Consider the following 16,594-nt stretch of genomic DNA (forward strand, 5'->3'; position numbering starts at 1 on the left):
CATAACATGAATTGATTGCGGCTGCTTCTATCAGATCGAAGAGTTCACCTCTTTTGGATTGGCGGCTAGAACTTCCTTCAAATATCGTCCCGTCAGACTCTTCGGATTATTCGCGATACATTCCGGCGTGCCTTCAGCGACAATCTCTCCGCCTTCACTGCCGCCGCCCGGCCCCATGTCTATGACATAGTCGGCGTTCGCGATTAAATCTAAATCGTGCTCAATGACAATAATCGTGGCGCCGTGCGCTATGAGCTGATCAAAGACTTGAATCAGCTTGCGCACGTCAAGCGGATGCAGCCCGATGGTCGGTTCGTCAAACACAAAAACACTGCTGGACTGAGGAGTGTTCATTTCCGACGAAAGCTTCAGCCGCTGTGCTTCCCCGCCCGAAAGCGCCGGAGTCGCCTCACCCAGCGTCAGATAGCCGATGCCGAGCGTGTTGAGAATATCCAGCTGCTGCTCAATCTTCTTCTCTCCTTTGAGTACCGTTGAGGCGTCCTCCGCGGTGAGTGACAGAATGTCCGGAAGAGAAATACCGTCGCCCTTGCTGTCTTTGCCCTTCCACTTAATGTCATAGGCGTGTTTGGCGTAGCGTGATCCGCCGCATGTCGGGCATGTGATGCTGATGTCCGGCAGAAATTGCACGTCTAATGAAATTGAGCCGGTGCCGTCACACGTGGGACAGCGAAGACTGCCGGTGTTGTACGAGAAATCGCTTGCGGAGAGTTTCTCCTTTTTAGCGTCCTCCGTCTTCGCAAAAAGTTTGCGCAGGTCGTCAAAGACGCCGTCATAAGTTGCAACCGTAGACCGCACATTGGCGCCGATCGGCTTTGAGTCAATGATGTCAGCGGAAGTTACGCCTTCTGCGTCCGCACTGACGACATGTTCCGGAAGCTGCTCTTTATGGATGACGGCCTGCAGAGCGGGAACCAAGCACTCCAGCACAAGAGAGGTTTTGCCTGCGCCCGAGACTCCGGTCACGACGGTGAGCCGCCCCTTGGGGAAAGAGGCGTCCAGGGCGTGCATCGTATAAAAGGGCTTGGTCTTGATGCGGATCCTGCCAAGATCAAACATATGCTTTTCATCAGCGCGCTTACGCACAATGATCTGAGCTTTATCGGCAAGGAACGGCCCGATCAGAGAGGCGGGATTGCTTTCTGCCTGAAGAGGCGTTCCCTGCGTGATAATTCGGCCGCCTTTTTCGCCTGCGCCGGGGCCGATCTCAATCAGCTGATCCGCAAGCCTCAGAATGCGTGTGTCATGGTCGACCATGACGACGGAATTTTTTCGTTCGACGAGCTCACGAATAATATGCATCAGACCGTCTACATTGTACGGATGCAGACCAATTGAAGGCTCGTCCAGAACGTAAAGCACGCCCGTGGTTTCGCTCCTGACTGCTCTGGCGATCTGAACGCGCTGCAGCTCTCCGTTGGAGAGCGTGGCGCCGGCTCGATCGAGCGTCAGATAAGAAAGTCCGAGGTCGACGAGACGCTGGCCTGTCCTTTGAAATTCTTTGACAATGCTCTCGGCCATATCGGTCATTTCCTCCGGCAGCGCTGTCGGAATCTCAAGCGTAAGCTTCATGAGTTCTCCGAGCGTGTGCTCACTCATCTCGGCAATGTTCTGTCCCATCAGCTTGGAGGAAAGCGCTTTCTCGTTTAATCGAGTCCCGTGGCAGCATGGGCAGGGTCCTCTCGTCAGAAAGCGTTCAACCCGCTTCATGCCTTTTTCATCCTTTACCTTGGACAGCGCGTTTTCGACCGAATTAACAGCGCTGAAGTAGGTGAAGTCAAGCGGTATGACTTGACCGTTTTTATCCTTGTAGAGAATGTGTTTTTTAACGGCAGGGCCGTCGTAAACAATCTGTTTTTCTTTCTCTGTCAGATCCTTAAACGGAATATCGGTGCGCACGCCCATTTCTCTGCAGACGTTCGTCATCAGAGACCACATGAGTGTTCCCCAAGGTTTAACCGCCCCCTGATCAATGGAGAGCGATTCGTCCGGCACGAGACTTGCCCGGTTAACCGTCAGAGCAATACCGGTTCCGCCGCACCTCTGGCACGCGCCGCTGCTGTTGAAAGAAAAGTCTTCAGCGCTCGGGCCGTAAAACTCTTCGCCGCAGACCGGACATTTCAGCTTGCGGCCGAATGCTACGTTCATACTCGGCGGTACATAGTGCCCGTTAGGGCAGCGGTGCGATCCGAGACGGGAATACATCAGACGAATACTGTTAAGCAGTTCTGTGAGCGTGCCGAACGTGCTTCGAATGTCCGGTGTCGTCGGTCTCTGATGCAGCGCCAGCGCGGCCGGGATGTTCTGCACGGAGTCCGCTTTGGCTTCCTGAGCCTGCGTTAGTCTGCGCCGCGTATAAGCGGAAAGCGCTTCAAGGTAGCGCCGCGAGCCTTCTGCGTAAAGCACACCGAGCGCTAGCGAGGATTTGCCCGAGCCGGAAAGGCCCGAGATCGCCACGAGCTGATTGAGCGGAATATCCGCGTCCAAATTTTTTAAATTGTAAACATGAGCCCCGCGCACAAGAATGCGGTCCTTCATTTTTCTATTCCGGAGGTAATTCGGTATTTGTGCAAAGATAAACTCATCAGGACCGGAAAATAAGATCAGTGCTTAAAAAGAGAAAGATGAAGGTGCTCGGAGTTTTAATTGTCTTTGCAGGTTTTTCTCCCTCATCAGAATATCTTGAAGCAATTCCTGACGATCCTTAACTTTATAATCAGGAATCAGTTTTTTTCGATCGGACCGCCGGATGACTCAGCAAGCAGAAAACAACACAACATATTTATGGTTTGACTACGAAACATTCGGGGCAAACGCTATCAAGGACCGACCGGCTCAGTTCGGCGCTGTTCGCACGGATGCTTCGTTCAATGTGCTCGGACGACCGATCATTCTCTATTCCCAGCTTGCGGACGATTACCTTCCGTCAGCCGGCGCTTCTCTGATTACCGGGATCACGCCGATGACGCTGCTCGAAGAAGAAAACGTCATGACGGAGTCTGATTTCGCGGAATCCATCTATCAGCAGATGATAAAACCGGGCACGATTTCGATCGGTTTTAATTCCATCAGCTTTGATGACACCGTCACGCGCTTTCTCTTTTGGCGCAACCTGATTCCGCCTTATACCCGGGAAAAAGGAGAGGGCAGAGGAAGGTTCGATCTGTTTCCTTTTATCAAGGCGCTCTACGCCTTTTATCCGGACACGCTCAATTGGCCTAAGAGAGAAGACGGTTTTGTCAGTATGAAACTTGAAAACCTTTCGAAGGCAAACGGACTCTCGCACGAACACGCGCACGACGCTTCGTCTGACGCCTATGCGACGATGTTGCTCGCAAAACTGATTTGTCAGAAAAAGCCCAAGATTTGGGAATACGCGCTCACGATCAGCCGCGCTGAGAATTTGGTCAAGCTGATGAGCGAGCAGGCACCGCTTCTCTATGTTGATCCTTTCAGGACTCATGAACGCAGCCGCGGCCTTCGTCCGGTCTTCCCGCTGATGGAGAGCCCGAGCATCAAAGGAACTTGGGTATGCTGGGACTTAAACGCCGATCCTAGTGCGATGATGACCATTAGCGCCGAAGATATGAAAACGCGCCTCTTCGTTAAAGCCGAAGATCGGGAAAAAGGCGTTGAGCCGCTTCCCTTTGTCATGATCAATCTAAAAAAACAGCCCTTCCTCGTCAGAGGTATCGGCTGGGTGGATAAAAACGGTAAAGGACTTTTCGAACACGATGCCGCTTATTTCCTCGCCAATGCGCAGAAGATTCGGGAGATGAAGGATCGGATTCCGGCGCTCAACAGCCTTTTTGCGGAACTCGCGGAAAAGGATAGTCAGCGCTTCGATAATCAGGTTGTGATCCCCGAAGAGCATCTCTACTTTAATAATTTCCCCTTCAGCGACCGCGATAAAATGACCAATTTCCGCAAGCTGAGCCCGATGGAAATGGCGGAGCGGCTTCCCACGATCGGCTATACCAAGGACGAACTTATACGTCTCACGCTTTATTTCATGGCAAGAAACTGGCCTGAGGAAACGCTGGAGCCCGACACAGAGGCGCAGTGGAGAAAATATAAGATGCAGAAGCTTGTCAACGGTTACGGCGGCTCTCGCACCTTTGAAGAGTTTTTCAGCGAAATCGACGAACTTGAGAAACAGTACGCGGATGATGAAGCTAAGCTTCAGATTCTCGAAGAAGTTCGCGAATATGGTGAAAATCTTTTAGCCGATTATCAAGGTTAATTCGTTATGCTCATTCATCCGGAGTTTGACCCGATCGCCGTCCGCATGGGACCGGTGGCAATTCATTGGTACGGCCTGATGTATCTCATCGGCTTCGGCCTTTTCTATCTGTTGGGGATGTTCCGATGCAGACAGGACTGGCGCGGGATCAGCCGCACCAATCTCGACGATCTGCTGTTCTACGGGATGATCGGCGTGATTCTCGGCGGCCGCCTGGGCTTTGTCTGCTTCTATCAGCCGGAATATTACTTCTCGCATCCGCTTGCGATCTTTGAAGTTTGGAACGGGGGTATGAGCGCGCACGGCGGATTTATCGGCGTGATCCTGGCGCTTTTATATTTTGCCTGGAGCAACCATAAGTCTGTTCTGACAGTCGGTGATTTTGTCGCGCCGCTGGTTCCGCTCGGATTTTTCTTCGGCCGTCTGGGCAACTTTATTAATGGTGAGCTCTGGGGAAGAGCGGCGTCAGCGGATTTGCCCTGGGCAATGATTTTTCCGCAGGCCGGAGACGGTATCGCGCGCCATCCTTCTCAGCTCTATGAAGCGACGCTTGAAGGCTTGGTGCTGTTTTTAGTCGTTTGGATTTACTCGGTTAAGCCGAGACCGGCAGGCGCGGTCTCGGGACTTTTCCTTATGGGTTACGGGCTGGCGCGATTTATCGTTGAGTTCTTCCGGGAGCCGGACAGCTACCTCGGCCTCCAGCTCTTTGACTTATCGCGCGGACAGTGGCTTTCCATCCCGATGATTCTCTTCGGCTTGGGCCTCTATATCTGGGCCCAAAGAAGAAATTAATCGCCGAAGCTGTCGCAGAAGACGTGATCGTCCTTTAAGCCGCAGCGGACGGTCAGATAGTCAAACGCGGAGCGGATGAACCTGCCGTTGCCGCACATATAAACATCCACTTTGGACATGTCGCCGTGATCAATCGCGGCCTGTGTCTGAACGTGTCCTGTTACGCCTTTCCAGCTTTCCTCTCTGGAGACGATCGGCGTGTAATGGATTTCCGGGTAGTGCGCTGCCCAGTCCTTAAAGAGATCATCAACAAAAAGATCGTCTGAAGTGCGGACACCCCAGTAGATATGGAGACTGCGGTCTTTCAGATCGTCCTTTTCAATCAGCGTCTGAATCATGCTCTTGATCGGAGCGATACCGGTCCCGGTGGCAAGGAAAATCGCCTTTCTGCCTTTGGGTGTATTAAAGACGGCTTCTCCGTCCGGTCCTTTGAGTTTCATCTGATCTCCGACACGGAATCCGTCAGAGAACAAAAGACTCGTAAAGACGCCGTTTGTGACGCGGCGGATTAAGAATTCGATGGTTTCTTTCTGCAGTTCGGAACTCGCGACGGAGTAGCTGCGGGAAAGTCCGCCCGGAAGTTCAACCGCATAGGATTGTCCGACCTTAAAGTCAAAGAGGCCGCCGTCAGTACGCTTGAGAACAAGACGAAGGATGGAGTCGCGCAGGAGCGTTTTCTCAACAGCCTCGACCTGAATGAATGCGGGCTTGGCCGTCTCCAGCACTTTGACGCTTCTGACCTTGATTTCTAAATCCGAACGCGCTTTTGCCGTGCACATCAGCGCCAGACCGGATTTAATATCCGCTTCCGTCAGTGCGAAAGGCTGATATTTGCCCAGATCAACGTCGCCCGAAATAATCTGAGCTTTGCAGGCGCCGCAGGCGCCGGAGCGGCAGGCACAGGAAAGCGCGTAGCCGTTTCGTTCGGCTGCTTCGAAAATGTTCTCATCGGGGTCGGCCGAAAATTCATACGGCGTTCCGGATAATTTAATACGGAAAGGCATCTCGTTAAATAATTTATTGATTTGAAGAAAAAAATTCTATACCAAAATTGAAGGCGCTTTCCGATGTCGAAAAGCGCCTTCAAAATCCCCCGCCTGAACCGTACGGCCTGAGTCCTGAACCGGAAGTTCAGGGTGGAGGCCTCTGCTACTTGAAAGGAGCAGCATCGCGTGCCGCTCAACTTTAAAGAAATAGCAAGTCAGCCTCCTTGCTTGTAGCATTGGTTCAAAGAACAACTGACCGATGCTCGAATTCCGCAGGGGACGTACTTAATTCTAGTCATTTGCGCTGAGGAAAGAAAGTGGTAAAGGCGCCTATTGCGCAAGATGAGTATTACGGGTATGAAGCCGCTTTCTAAGGGGCTCGGCTGAGTCCTTGGTCGCAAAGTTCGATCAGATGACGTACTTTTTGTAGCGTTTCGTCATCATTGGATACTTCTTTGTCGGGGACCTGTTCCCTTAATTGCTTTTTGATATCGGGATCGATCAGAAAAGAAAAGAGCGAAAGGATCAAAAGCTTCGTGTTCGGATCAGACGTTAATTCCGCCGGTTTGCCGTTGTTATAGGACACGAGGTACTCGTTAAACATGTGGATCAGCTTATCCACTTCGCCGAGGTTCGTCTCTTCCGGCAGACGCACGAGGAGCTTTAAATTCTGAACGTGAATACGATAGGGGATTTTATTAGCCACGATGCTTTACTCTTGAGACTTCTGAAGATCGTCGCGGAAGATTTTGATTCGTTTGAGCTGCGTGTCGAGCTCCTCAGCCGCGATTTTGATTTGATTGCGCAGTGCGTCAAGACTTTTGTCTTTGTCATCAATCTGTCTGCGCAGGACATGGTTCTCGTGCTCAAGATTCTTAAGACGCGAAGTTAACTCAAGAATCCTGAGCTCGAGCTGTTTGAATGCCTCTTGAGCGGCGCTGTTCATTATTTAAGACCAAGGACGTCATCCATGGAATACAGTCCCGGTTTCTGATTGACAACGTGCTGAGCGGCCTTGACGGAGCCTTCGGCGTATCCGGCGCGCGAGCTCGAAAGGTGCGAAATGACAATGCGTTCTCCCGGACCCGCAAAAATCACCTGATGGTCGCCGACCACGTCCCCGCCGCGAAGCGCGGCAAAGCCGATGCTGCCCGGAACTCTCGGTCCGGTATGACCCTGACGAGCCCAAACGGCGACGTCTTCAAAGTTCTGACCTCTGGCCTCAGCGATGACTTTGCCCATGGCGATCGCGGTTCCGCTCGGCGCGTCCACTTTGCGGCTGTGATGCATTTCGACGATTTCGCAGTCGTAGTCTTTGAGAAGCTTCGCAGCCTGCGCAAGAAGCTTATTCGTGACGTTGACGCCTGTGCTCATGTTCGGAGCAAAGACAATCGGAATCACTTTGGAGGCTTCTTCGAGTTTCTGCTTCTGCTCCGCATTCAGACCGGTTGTGCCGATGACCATGGCGATTCCCGCGTCCTTGCAGATATCAAGGAAAGCCATCGTGCCTTCGGGGCGGGTGAAATCGATAAGTACCTGAGCGCCGCTCGTGCGGAGCGTTTCATTGTCGCAGCTGATCTTAACGCCGCTGTTAAAGCCGAGGGAGGCGCCGGCGTCTTCATTGGCTTCGACGTGATCCGTTTCTTTGTGCGCGAGCGCGCAAACCAGTTCGGCGCCTTCCGTGTTCCACACGGCGTCAATAATCATTTTGCCCATGTGGCCTTTAGCGCCGGCAACTGCGATTTTAACCATGACAAATCTCCAATACTTTGATTATTCCGTCTTAGCGGCTTCTTCAGCGCCCTGAGTTTCAGAGGCAGCTCCTTCAGCTTCCAAGCTCTTCTTCTCGGCAACGAAGTCACTGTGACGCTTGAGCGTCTCTTCTCTGGCGCGTTCGCCGAGAATGGCTAAGTCAGCGTCGGTTTCATCCGGCATCGGATCGGACTTGAAGCTCTCGACTCGATTGTCGTCGTTGAAGACGATGGTCAGCTTGCGGACCGTCGGCTGACCGCCGCGCGGATTCAGATAGTAGACGTAACTCCATTCGTTCTTGTGGAAGATACTCTGCAGTGTTGCTGTACCGAGCAGGAAGATGACCTGATTTTTAGTCATTCCTTCATGCAGGTTTTCTACCATTTCACTGGTTACCACGTTGCCCTGATGGATGTCCGGACGGTACGGTGTAAGGATCTTGGGAACGTAATCCGATACGGAGGAACAGCCGGCCAGAAGTGTAAGGGGCAGTACTGCGCACAAAATAAGAGGTTTCATGAAGAGGGTTCTGTTTAGTGGTAATACAATAACCATGTATGATAAAGGATTAGTGTTTAGATTAACACTTTGAAGAAAACCTCTTAACGAGAATTGTTGAATGCAGCATAAAGAGATAGCGGACAACGCGAAGAATTTAAAAGAATTAGGGCTTAAGGCAACCGGTCCGAGACTGAAGATTCTGGAGATGTTCCAGAAGAAGACGTCTAACGGGACTGATCGTCACATGAGCGCCGAAGAAGTTTATAAGGAGCTGGTGGACGCGGGCGAAGACGTCGGCCTTGCAACGGTCTATCGTGTTCTCGCGCAGTTCGCGAGTGCGGGGATTCTGATTCGCCGCAATTTCGAACACGGAACGGCGCTGTTTGAACTCGACGACGGTCATCATCATGATCATCTGATCTGTGTGATGTGCGGAAAAGTCGTTGAATTCATTGATGAGGAAGTGGAGAAGCGTCAGTTTGAAATCGCGCAGAAACACGGCTACTCGCTTGTCGATCATTCCATGGCGCTTTACGGTGTTTGCCCGGCATGCCGTGACAAGAACAAAAAATAAGAGCACGAAGCTTTAAATGCATGAAGGACGATAAAACTATCGTCCAAATAGAGAAGGCGGACCCAAAATGTCCGCCTTTAAATATTAATGTCTGAGCATCTCTTTAGCGTGCTCGAGCGTTTTATCCGTAATTTTGATGCCGCCGAGCATGCGCGCGATTTCTTTAACGCGTTCCTCCTCATCGAGCGGAATCACCGTTGAGGTTGGGGCTTCGTCCTTGCTTTCAGCATGCTTCACAATCTTGAAGTGGTGTGAGGCGCAGCTTGCGACCTGAGGCAGATGCGTCACACAGAGAACCTGCTGATGCTCACCGAGCTGCGCAAGCAGCCGGCCAACGGTTTCCGCGACTCCGCCGCCGATGCCGGAATCCACTTCGTCAAAAATCAGAGTGTCCACGGTCGCTGTCATCGTGTCGGTGACAGCAATCGCGAGACTGACGCGCGCGAGTTCGCCGCCCGAGGCGACTTTGGCTAGCGAGCGACGGGCAACACCCGCATGGCCGGCCACTAAAAATTCACACGAATCCGTGCCAAGCGGTCCCGGATGCTCGCTCGGCGTCACGGAGACTTCAAATGAGCCGCCTTCCATCGCGAGCGTCTGCATGACTTCGGTGATATTTGTCTGCATCCTGAGCGCCGCTTTGCTGCGCTCGGCGCTAACCTCGGCGGCAAGCGCTTCATAGCGCTGCTGAGATTTCTGCGCCTTGTTCTGAAGCTCTGTGACGTTGATTTCCTGAAGCTCGGAAAGTTTGAGCCGCGACTGAATCATTTCTTCATACAGTTCGCCGGGCTCGATGTGATATTTGCGTGCGAGCGAAAGATAGGAACTCAGGCGCTCATCAACTTCTGCAAAACGCGCCTCATCAAAATCCATACGGCTTAAAAAATGCTCCACGTCGCTTGAAGCGGAATCAATGATTTCTCTAGCCTCGTTGAGCTGGCCGTATACGCTCTCGATTTTCTTATCGATGTCCGAGATGTCGTCCAGCGCGGAAATGGCGGAATCCACCATCGAAAGCGCGCTTTCATCAGCTTCTGTCAGGGTAGCCCGGGCTCTTTCGCAGGCTTCCAGAATCTCTGTGTAACGAGAGAGCTTAGTGTGCTCTTCGTTAAGCGTATCCCATTCGCCTTTAAGGGGAGCGAGCTCATCCATGTCTTCCAAGTACCAGCTCAGCTGCTGAGCTTTCGCCTGATGCTGTGCCTGTCGGTTTTTGGCTTCATCGAGCGCCTCTAGCGCGTCCCGCCAAGCATTCCAGCGCTTTTTAAGTTCTGAAATCGTCGGTCTCAGCCCTGCATAGTCGTCGAGCATCTCCAGCTGGGAGCCTTTGCGCAGAAGCGACTGATGCGCATGCTGCCCGTGAATGACGACAAGCATCTGACTGAGCTCTTTAAGCTGAGAAAGGGAGGCTGGAATTCCATTAATCCACGCTCTGCTCTTGCCTTTGATATCGAGTGTGCGGCGAAGAATAAGATCGTCCTCTTCGCCCGTGAAATCATTTTCCGCGAGCCACTCACGAATTTTTTCATTGGTGGTGAAGGAGGCGCTGAGATCGCTCTTGTCCGCGCCTTCTCGAATAAGTCCCGCGTCGCTGCGGCTGCCGAATAAAAGCTGAATCGCGTCAATCAGAATGGACTTGCCGGCACCGGTTTCACCGGTCAGCGCGGAGAAGCCGTTTTGGAAGTCCAGCTCAAGTTTTTCTACGATGACAAAGTTTCTTATATTCAGCGTGCTGAGCATAATGGTTAGCGATCCGTGGGATTGTAGTTCCAGTGTAATTTTTGATTTAGTGTATCGAAGTAATTGTGCGAAGTTGGATGAAGAATCTTGATTGTGTGTTTATAAGGAGAAATCTTCAGGACATCGTTGATCAGTACTTCGTTTTGATCCTGCATGTCAAAGTATAGAATCGCGTCTCGAATTTGTGTAACGCAGATTTCAATAAGCGAGGATTCCGGCAGAACTATCGGACGGTTGGAAAGCGTGTGCGGCGCCACCGGGATCATCAGCATGCAGGGCACAGACGGATAGATCATCGGACCACCCGCGCTCAGCGCGTAGGCGGTGGAACCGGTCGGCGTGGACACAATCAGACCGTCGGCATGCATGCTGCACATCTGAAGACGGTTGACGATGACCGAGCATTCCACCATGCCGCCGGAAACACCGCGCGAAATGACGACTTCATTGAGTGCGACATTGCGATAGACCTCTTTGTCGCCCCGCATCTGAATGCACTCAAGCAGCGTGCGCGAATCTGTGTAGTAGTGACCGTTTAGAATTTCCGAGAGCTCGTTTTCCATGCGCTCGGAAGGAATATCCGTAATGAATCCGAGTCGGCCGGCATTAATGCCGATAAAAGGCACTTCGTATTTGGCCATGCGGCGGGAAATGCCGAGAAATGTGCCGTCGCCGCCGTAAATAATAAAAAGATCCGCCTGCGTGCCGATTTCTTCCAGAGTGCGGCCGCAGTCAAGCCCGAGCGCCTCAGCGGCCCGTTTCTCCAAAATGACGTTTCTGCCGTGCCGGATCAGAAAATCTCGAAGCTGCTTCAAAGGAGCAAAATCGGTGGAGTCACGCTTGCCAAAAACGGCGACGGTTTGAAATTCAACAGACATTTTTATTATTTCCCGGCCTTTTCGCTTTGAATATCGCGAAGCAGCCTAATTGTATCTTCGGGGGTACGGATCGCAGTGAGAAGCGTCGTCAGCGCCGGGCCCTGAACTGCGCAGATCCACTCCGAAGAGCTCCAAAATTTAAATGTTTCGCGAAGCATGACGCTGGAGCCGCGTACGCTAAGCTGGTCATCGTCACCGATGACTGCCCGCACCGTCGGGTTGCCTCGCTGAGAGAGACAGTCGGTGAGGGCCCATAAATGGTAAAAAGCGAGTTCGGGATTTTCCTGCCGATCAATCCAATCGTTAAAAATGACGGAGAAGCGCATGCGGACGAGCTCCTTCATCGAATTGGTCGTGTCGTAGGTTTTAAACGAGAGAAAGACCGGAAGGGTAGACATCGCGATAGCGACTCTGCCCGTGGTCGCTCCGATCTTTGCATATTTGAACGGCAGCCCTTTACAACTGACAGAGTCCTCAAACTCATCCTCGATCACAGCCTTTTCAAACTCGTCGGGGAAATAGTGCGATAGGATCGTTGTGATGATCAGTCTGCTCCAAATAAGCGCATGCGCCTGGCTCGGATGTTGCCGAGCGTAGGCAAGGATTTCGGAACCGAGCACCTCTTCTGCCAGATCCAGCGGAGGCGCCTGAGTGCAGTCCGCGACAAGCAGAATAGGCGCTGCGAGTTTGGAGTAGTACATGACCGAAATCCTGGCGCTTTAGTAGAAGCTGCTGCGTTTGGGCTGAGAGGTAAGCGCTGCGATCGCCATGACGACCCACGCGGCGATCATGAAGAAGCCGCTGATGGGCGTGACAAGCGGGAAGGGGCGCCACTGAATCAGCACAAGCAGATAAAGACTCACGGAGAATCCGAGGCTGCCGATAAGCAGAAGAATGCCCGCGATATTGACAAGCCAAGCCTTAAAGTGCTGGGTTGCCCACGCAACGGCAAAAAAGCCGAGACCGCTGATCAGCTGGTAGAGAACGGCGTATTCATAACTCTCAATCAGACGAGGAACGGTGACGGCGGCTCTTAACCCATGCGCGCCGTACGCGCCCAATGCGATGCCGGAAGCCAGCATGAGTGCGCCGAGAAAAGCCCAGATATGCATAAAAACTCCTAAATTTTTATTCCAGAGAGTCGCTGATGGCGACAGCATGGAACCCTGCGTCCACATAGATATTATCCCCCGTTATGCCGGACGCGTAATCGGAAAGGAGGAATGCGGCAGTGTTGCCGACTTCATCAATAGTGACGGTTCTCTGCAGCGGAGCAAGAGACTCCATGTGGTGCAGCAGTTTCGAGAAGTCTTTAATGCCGCTCGCGGCAAGTGTCTTGATTGGGCCGGAAGAGATTGCGTTAGCGCGAATGCCTTTCGGCCCGAGACTTGCGGCAAGATAACGAACAGAAGCTTCAAGGGCGGCCTTGGCAACGCCCATGGTGTTGTAGTTCGGAACAACGCGCTCGCTGCCCAGGTATGTCAGTGTGAGAACAGAAGCAGGACGGCCTTCCATGAGCGGAAGCAGCGCTTTAACCATCGCCGGGAAGGAGTAAGCGGAAATGTCCAGCGCTGTGCCGAAGGCGTCTCGCGAAAGTCCTTCAAGGAAGTCACCCTGAATCGCTTCTCTCGGAGCAAAACCGATCGAGTGCACCGCGCCGTCAAGACAGCCCCATTTGTCACGAAGCACTTCAGTCATTGAGAAAATCTGTGCATCATCGGAGACGTCAAGCGGAATGACGATGTCGCTGTCAAATTCCTTGGCAAAACCCGTGATTCTGTCGAGGAATCTTTCGTTCTGATAGGTAAAGGCAAGCTGAGCGCCCTCTCTGTGGCAGGCTCGCGCAATGCCGTATGCGATAGAACGATTGGATAAAACACCGGTAATCAAGATTTTCTTGTCTTTAAGCAGGCTCATTGATGATCCTTAGAAAGTTTTTTAAGAATCATAAGATATTAAGCGAGTTTGCTAAAGAGTGGTATCGGATTACCTTAGTTTAAGCGTCTGACCTACGTGAAGACTGTTGTTTTTTAGTCCGTTCAGCGCTTTCAGCTGATTGACCGACATATTTGCAGAAGACGCGATCGAGAAAAGCGTGTCGCCTTTGCGCACTTTATGTGTACGCTGTTTGGCAAGAGGTCGCTCGTTAATGCGCTTCTGAACTTTCTCGGGAACTTTCTCAAGCACCACAGCCTGCTTGGTCGGAATACCGCTTGCGTTGATCGTAAGACGCTGTCCGACGGAAACATTGTTGCTGCTGAGATGGTTGGCACTCTTAAGGGCGTTTACGGAAATAGAGTAGCGCTGAGCAATGCTGAAAAGCGTGTCGCCTTTGCGCACAACGTAGAACTTGGCGTTTGAGGCTTTTTCTGTAACCGGAGGCTTGGAGGCAACCTGACGAGTCTTAACCGGGACATTGACGTAAAGCATCTGACCGACTTTCAGACGATGGCCTCTGAGGCGGTTGCTCGAGGCGATAGTCTTAGTCGATACGCCGAGACGACGTGCAACGCGCGGCAGCGTGTCGCCTTTTCTGACACGGTAGGAGACGCGGCGGAAGTCCTGAGCGAGAGCGAAGGAAGCGTCAATCGTGTCCGAGGAAATATCTTCTGCATCGCCAAGACCGCTGTCGCGGCTGACGAGAACGAGTGAGCCCGGTTTAATGCGTCTGCCGGAAGGTATTTGGTTGGCTTCCCGAAGCGCTTCCTCCGACATGTGCGCTTTCTTCGCTATGGAAGCAATGGTGTCTTCGGGTTTGACGCGATAAGTCGTCCAGCTCGAAAGTGGCTTTCCGCTCATGCGGTATGTCACGAGGTTCTCCACGAACGTGTCGACCTTATCGGTCGGCATCAGCATGGAGTGGTTGTGGGAGGCCACAATGACGGGACGGTTAAAGGATGGATTCAGCGTGCTGAATTCTGCCTGAGACATTCCGGCCAATTGGGCCGCACGCTTAACATCGATGTCCTGATCTTTGAAGATCTGAACAAAGAAAGGTTCGTTGTATACCGTGGGAAGCTTTATCCCGAAGTTACGGGGATCTTTAACGATATTTTTGATAGCCTGAAGCTTCGGATAATAGTTGCGGGTTTCATCAGGCATCTTCAGCGACATATAGTCGGTCGGAAGACCCTTCGCCTGATTTCGCTTAATCGCGCGGCGCAGGTTGCCTTCGCCCCAGTTGTAGGCTGCCAGCGCAAGCGGCCAGGAGCCGAATTCGTCGTAAAGCCTCTGAAGATAGGTAAGCGCCGCAGATGTGCTTTGCAGTACGTCGTAGCGTTTGTCGAGCCACATGGTCTGATCGAGCGAATAATCTCTTCCGGTCGCGGGCATGAACTGCCAGAGACCCGCGGCTTTGACTCTGGACTTGGCGTTGGTGACAAAGGCGCTTTCAACAAACGGCAGCAGCGCGATTTCGGTCGGCATGCCGCGCGCGTCAACTTCTTCAATGATGTGGTAAAGGTACTTTTGTGAGCGGTCCGCCATGCGCTGCAGATAATCCGGTCGTTTTGAGTATTTAGCGACGTTGGCTTCCACAACGCTGTTCTGCATGTCAGGTACTTTGAACCCGTCTCTGATGCGTGTCCAGACGGTATAGATTTCGTCATCATCCGCGCCCGGCGTCACGATCTCTTTGATTTCTTCCTGATCGGGCTCTGAAGCCGTCGCGTAGGTCGAACAGCTCAAAGCAAGGGCAATAGCTAGTATGCGGAACGAGGTTTTTAAGTACATTGCAGTCACTGAAGAAAGACACGATACAATAAAACGCTAATTTAAACGAATTTATGGTACTTCCGACGGAAAAGCTCTAGGCGATGTAACTTGATTTTTCCGATGAGGTTCACGGTATATGACATCAAATATCACGCTTGCGCAGTTTTATTCATCAGCGCTCGGGCAGTATGCTCTGCGGTGGGAGCGGGCGCAGTATGACGCTTTGGTCGCAGACTGCTTCGGGTACCATGCCGTACAGATCGGAGCCTCCGGCATCGATTTTCTGAGCGATAACCGTATTCCGCTCAAGGTGATCGGAGAACGCAGTCTGCGTCCTCTGACTCAGCTCGAAGACAGCCGCGTCCGCATACAGCTCTCTTATAGTGAGCTGCCGTTTGAAAGTGAAAGTCTCGATCTGGTGCTTTTGCCTCATGCGCTGGAAATGGCCGAAGATCCGCATGCGTTGCTGCGCGAAGTGAGCAGAGTTTTAATTCCCGGCGGCAGAGTGGTGCTTTCCGGGTTTAATCTGACGAGTCTTTGGGGCATTCGTTTCCATCTGCAAAAATTCGGCGCAAAGGTGTTTCTCCCGGGTAAGCAGTTTATGTCGGTGTTTCAGCTGAAAGATTGGTTATCTCTGCTGTCCTTCCATGTGGATCGAGGCACCTTCGGCCGCTACAGCTGGTCGTTTTCTCCGGAGTCTCACAAAGAGTCTTCCTGGCTGGAAAAAGCCGGTGACAGGTGGTGGCCGCAGTGCGGTGCGATTTTTGCGCTGAGCGCGACCAAAGAAGCTTTGGGCGCGAAGCTGGTTGGCAAAGCCATTACGAAAAAGTTTAATTTTCTCGGCGCCGGAGCGCGCCTAGAGGAGGGCAGCCGCTCTCAGTTTGAAGGTAAAAAAGAATGAAACAGGTAGAAATTTGGACGGACGGCGCAAGCAAAGGAAACCCGGGGCCCGGGGGCTGGGGTGCGTGGCTGAAATACGGCCGTCATGAGCGCAAGCTCTGCGGTGGCTCTCTCAATACCACAAACAATCAGATGGAGCTGATCGCGCCGATCAACGCTCTTAATACATTGACTGAGCCGTGCTCCGTGAAGCTTCATACAGACTCCAAGTACGTGAAGGAAGGGATGACCGCATGGATTTACGGCTGGAAAAAGAAGAATTGGAAAACTCAGGGGGGCACTCCGGTTAAAAATGCCGATCTGTGGAAAAAACTTGATGAAGCTGCCAGCCGACACAAGGTTGAATGGATCTGGGTCAAGGGACATGACGGCATTGAAGGCAATGAAATGGCCGATCAGCTTGCGAATCAAGGTGTGGAAGAAGTCCTGAAACGCAATAGATAATCGCGGGTAAAAAGTATCCCGGGTGTACTGCGGCTGCAGGCGCCCGGGATTTAAT

Annotated in this window: 17 protein-coding genes and 1 other RNA gene; 5 read left to right on the forward strand and 13 right to left on the reverse strand. The window is 52.3% G+C overall.

The window, feature by feature from the left end:
- Window positions 1-30 precede the first annotated feature (30 nt).
- Window positions 31-2,556, reverse strand: a complete 2,526-nt coding sequence (locus tag AC6I1F_RS02185; protein WP_160335611.1) for an excinuclease ABC subunit UvrA — start codon at window positions 2,554-2,556, stop codon at window positions 31-33.
- A 211-nt stretch (window positions 2,557-2,767) separates the two neighbouring features.
- Here AC6I1F_RS02185 and sbcB point away from each other — a divergent pair, with 211 nt between their 5' ends.
- Both sbcB and lgt read left to right on the forward strand, forming a co-directional pair.
- Entirely contained in the window at window positions 2,768-4,261 is a 1,494-nt protein-coding gene (gene sbcB, locus AC6I1F_RS02190) for an exodeoxyribonuclease I (protein WP_288319508.1), read from the forward strand.
- Window positions 4,262-4,267: 6 nt separating this feature from the next.
- Window positions 4,268-5,053, forward strand: a complete 786-nt coding sequence (gene lgt / locus AC6I1F_RS02195) for a prolipoprotein diacylglyceryl transferase (protein WP_160335613.1) — start codon at window positions 4,268-4,270, stop codon at window positions 5,051-5,053.
- Here lgt and AC6I1F_RS02200 read toward each other — a convergent pair.
- From AC6I1F_RS02200 to AC6I1F_RS02225, 6 genes are all read right to left on the reverse strand, one after another.
- Window positions 5,050-6,057, reverse strand: coding sequence for a 2Fe-2S iron-sulfur cluster-binding protein (locus AC6I1F_RS02200; protein ID WP_289172187.1), 1,008 nt, complete (start codon window positions 6,055-6,057; stop codon window positions 5,050-5,052). The two genes, lgt and AC6I1F_RS02200, sit on opposite strands and share 4 nt — an antisense overlap.
- A gap of 82 nt (window positions 6,058-6,139) precedes the next feature.
- A non-coding RNA gene (ssrS, locus tag AC6I1F_RS02205) (6S RNA) lies at window positions 6,140-6,321 on the reverse strand.
- 88 nt (window positions 6,322-6,409) lie between these two features.
- Window positions 6,410-6,745, reverse strand: a complete 336-nt coding sequence (locus AC6I1F_RS02210) for a hypothetical protein (protein ID WP_251569419.1) — start codon at window positions 6,743-6,745, stop codon at window positions 6,410-6,412.
- Between the two features lie 6 nt (window positions 6,746-6,751).
- The gene (locus AC6I1F_RS02215; RefSeq protein ID WP_160335616.1) at window positions 6,752-6,985 is read right to left on the reverse strand and encodes a hypothetical protein; all 234 of its coding nucleotides are present in this window, start codon (window positions 6,983-6,985) and stop codon (window positions 6,752-6,754) included.
- On the reverse strand, window positions 6,985-7,791 hold the full coding sequence (gene dapB / locus AC6I1F_RS02220) for a 4-hydroxy-tetrahydrodipicolinate reductase (protein WP_289172188.1): 807 nt from the start codon (window positions 7,789-7,791) through the stop codon (window positions 6,985-6,987). Before dapB ends, AC6I1F_RS02215 begins: the two co-directional genes overlap by 1 nt.
- Window positions 7,792-7,812: 21 nt before the next feature.
- Window positions 7,813-8,310 carry an outer membrane protein assembly factor BamE gene (locus AC6I1F_RS02225; protein WP_160335618.1) on the reverse strand — a complete coding sequence of 166 codons (498 nt, stop codon included), beginning with the start codon at window positions 8,308-8,310 and terminating at the stop codon, window positions 7,813-7,815.
- A 100-nt stretch (window positions 8,311-8,410) separates the two neighbouring features.
- Between AC6I1F_RS02225 and fur the strand changes: the two genes are divergently transcribed.
- On the forward strand, window positions 8,411-8,866 hold the full coding sequence (gene fur, locus AC6I1F_RS02230) for a ferric iron uptake transcriptional regulator (protein WP_160335619.1): 456 nt from the start codon (window positions 8,411-8,413) through the stop codon (window positions 8,864-8,866).
- Between the two features lie 84 nt (window positions 8,867-8,950).
- Here fur and recN read toward each other — a convergent pair whose 3' ends face one another.
- The 6 genes from recN to AC6I1F_RS02260 all read right to left on the reverse strand — a co-directional run bounded on the left by recN (window position 8,951) and on the right by AC6I1F_RS02260 (window position 15,213).
- Window positions 8,951-10,603 carry a DNA repair protein RecN gene (gene recN / locus AC6I1F_RS02235; protein ID WP_289172189.1) on the reverse strand — a complete coding sequence of 551 codons (1,653 nt, stop codon included), beginning with the start codon at window positions 10,601-10,603 and terminating at the stop codon, window positions 8,951-8,953.
- Window positions 10,604-10,608: 5 nt separating this feature from the next.
- The gene (locus AC6I1F_RS02240; RefSeq protein ID WP_251452464.1) at window positions 10,609-11,481 is read right to left on the reverse strand and encodes an NAD(+)/NADH kinase; all 873 of its coding nucleotides are present in this window, start codon (window positions 11,479-11,481) and stop codon (window positions 10,609-10,611) included.
- Between the two features lie 5 nt (window positions 11,482-11,486).
- Window positions 11,487-12,182 carry a hypothetical protein gene (locus AC6I1F_RS02245; protein WP_290432531.1) on the reverse strand — a complete coding sequence of 232 codons (696 nt, stop codon included), beginning with the start codon at window positions 12,180-12,182 and terminating at the stop codon, window positions 11,487-11,489.
- 18 nt (window positions 12,183-12,200) lie between these two features.
- Window positions 12,201-12,593 (reverse strand): DUF423 domain-containing protein, encoded by a 393-nt coding sequence (locus AC6I1F_RS02250; protein ID WP_160335623.1) that lies wholly within the window; start codon window positions 12,591-12,593, stop codon window positions 12,201-12,203.
- Between the two features lie 16 nt (window positions 12,594-12,609).
- Complete coding sequence (locus tag AC6I1F_RS02255; protein WP_160335624.1) at window positions 12,610-13,398, reverse strand: enoyl-ACP reductase FabI; 789 nt, start codon at window positions 13,396-13,398, stop codon at window positions 12,610-12,612.
- A 69-nt stretch (window positions 13,399-13,467) separates the two neighbouring features.
- Window positions 13,468-15,213, reverse strand: a complete 1,746-nt coding sequence (locus AC6I1F_RS02260) for a lytic transglycosylase (protein WP_160335625.1) — start codon at window positions 15,211-15,213, stop codon at window positions 13,468-13,470.
- A gap of 118 nt (window positions 15,214-15,331) precedes the next feature.
- Between AC6I1F_RS02260 and AC6I1F_RS02265 the strand changes: the two genes are divergently transcribed.
- Window positions 15,332-16,096 carry a class I SAM-dependent methyltransferase gene (locus AC6I1F_RS02265; RefSeq protein ID WP_289172191.1) on the forward strand — a complete coding sequence of 255 codons (765 nt, stop codon included), beginning with the start codon at window positions 15,332-15,334 and terminating at the stop codon, window positions 16,094-16,096.
- Window positions 16,093-16,539 carry a ribonuclease HI gene (gene rnhA / locus AC6I1F_RS02270; RefSeq protein WP_160335627.1) on the forward strand — a complete coding sequence of 149 codons (447 nt, stop codon included), beginning with the start codon at window positions 16,093-16,095 and terminating at the stop codon, window positions 16,537-16,539. Before AC6I1F_RS02265 ends, rnhA begins: the two co-directional genes overlap by 4 nt.
- The last annotated feature ends 55 nt before the right edge of the window (window positions 16,540-16,594 follow it).

The organism is Parasutterella sp. St.1A3, assembly GCF_059728705.1.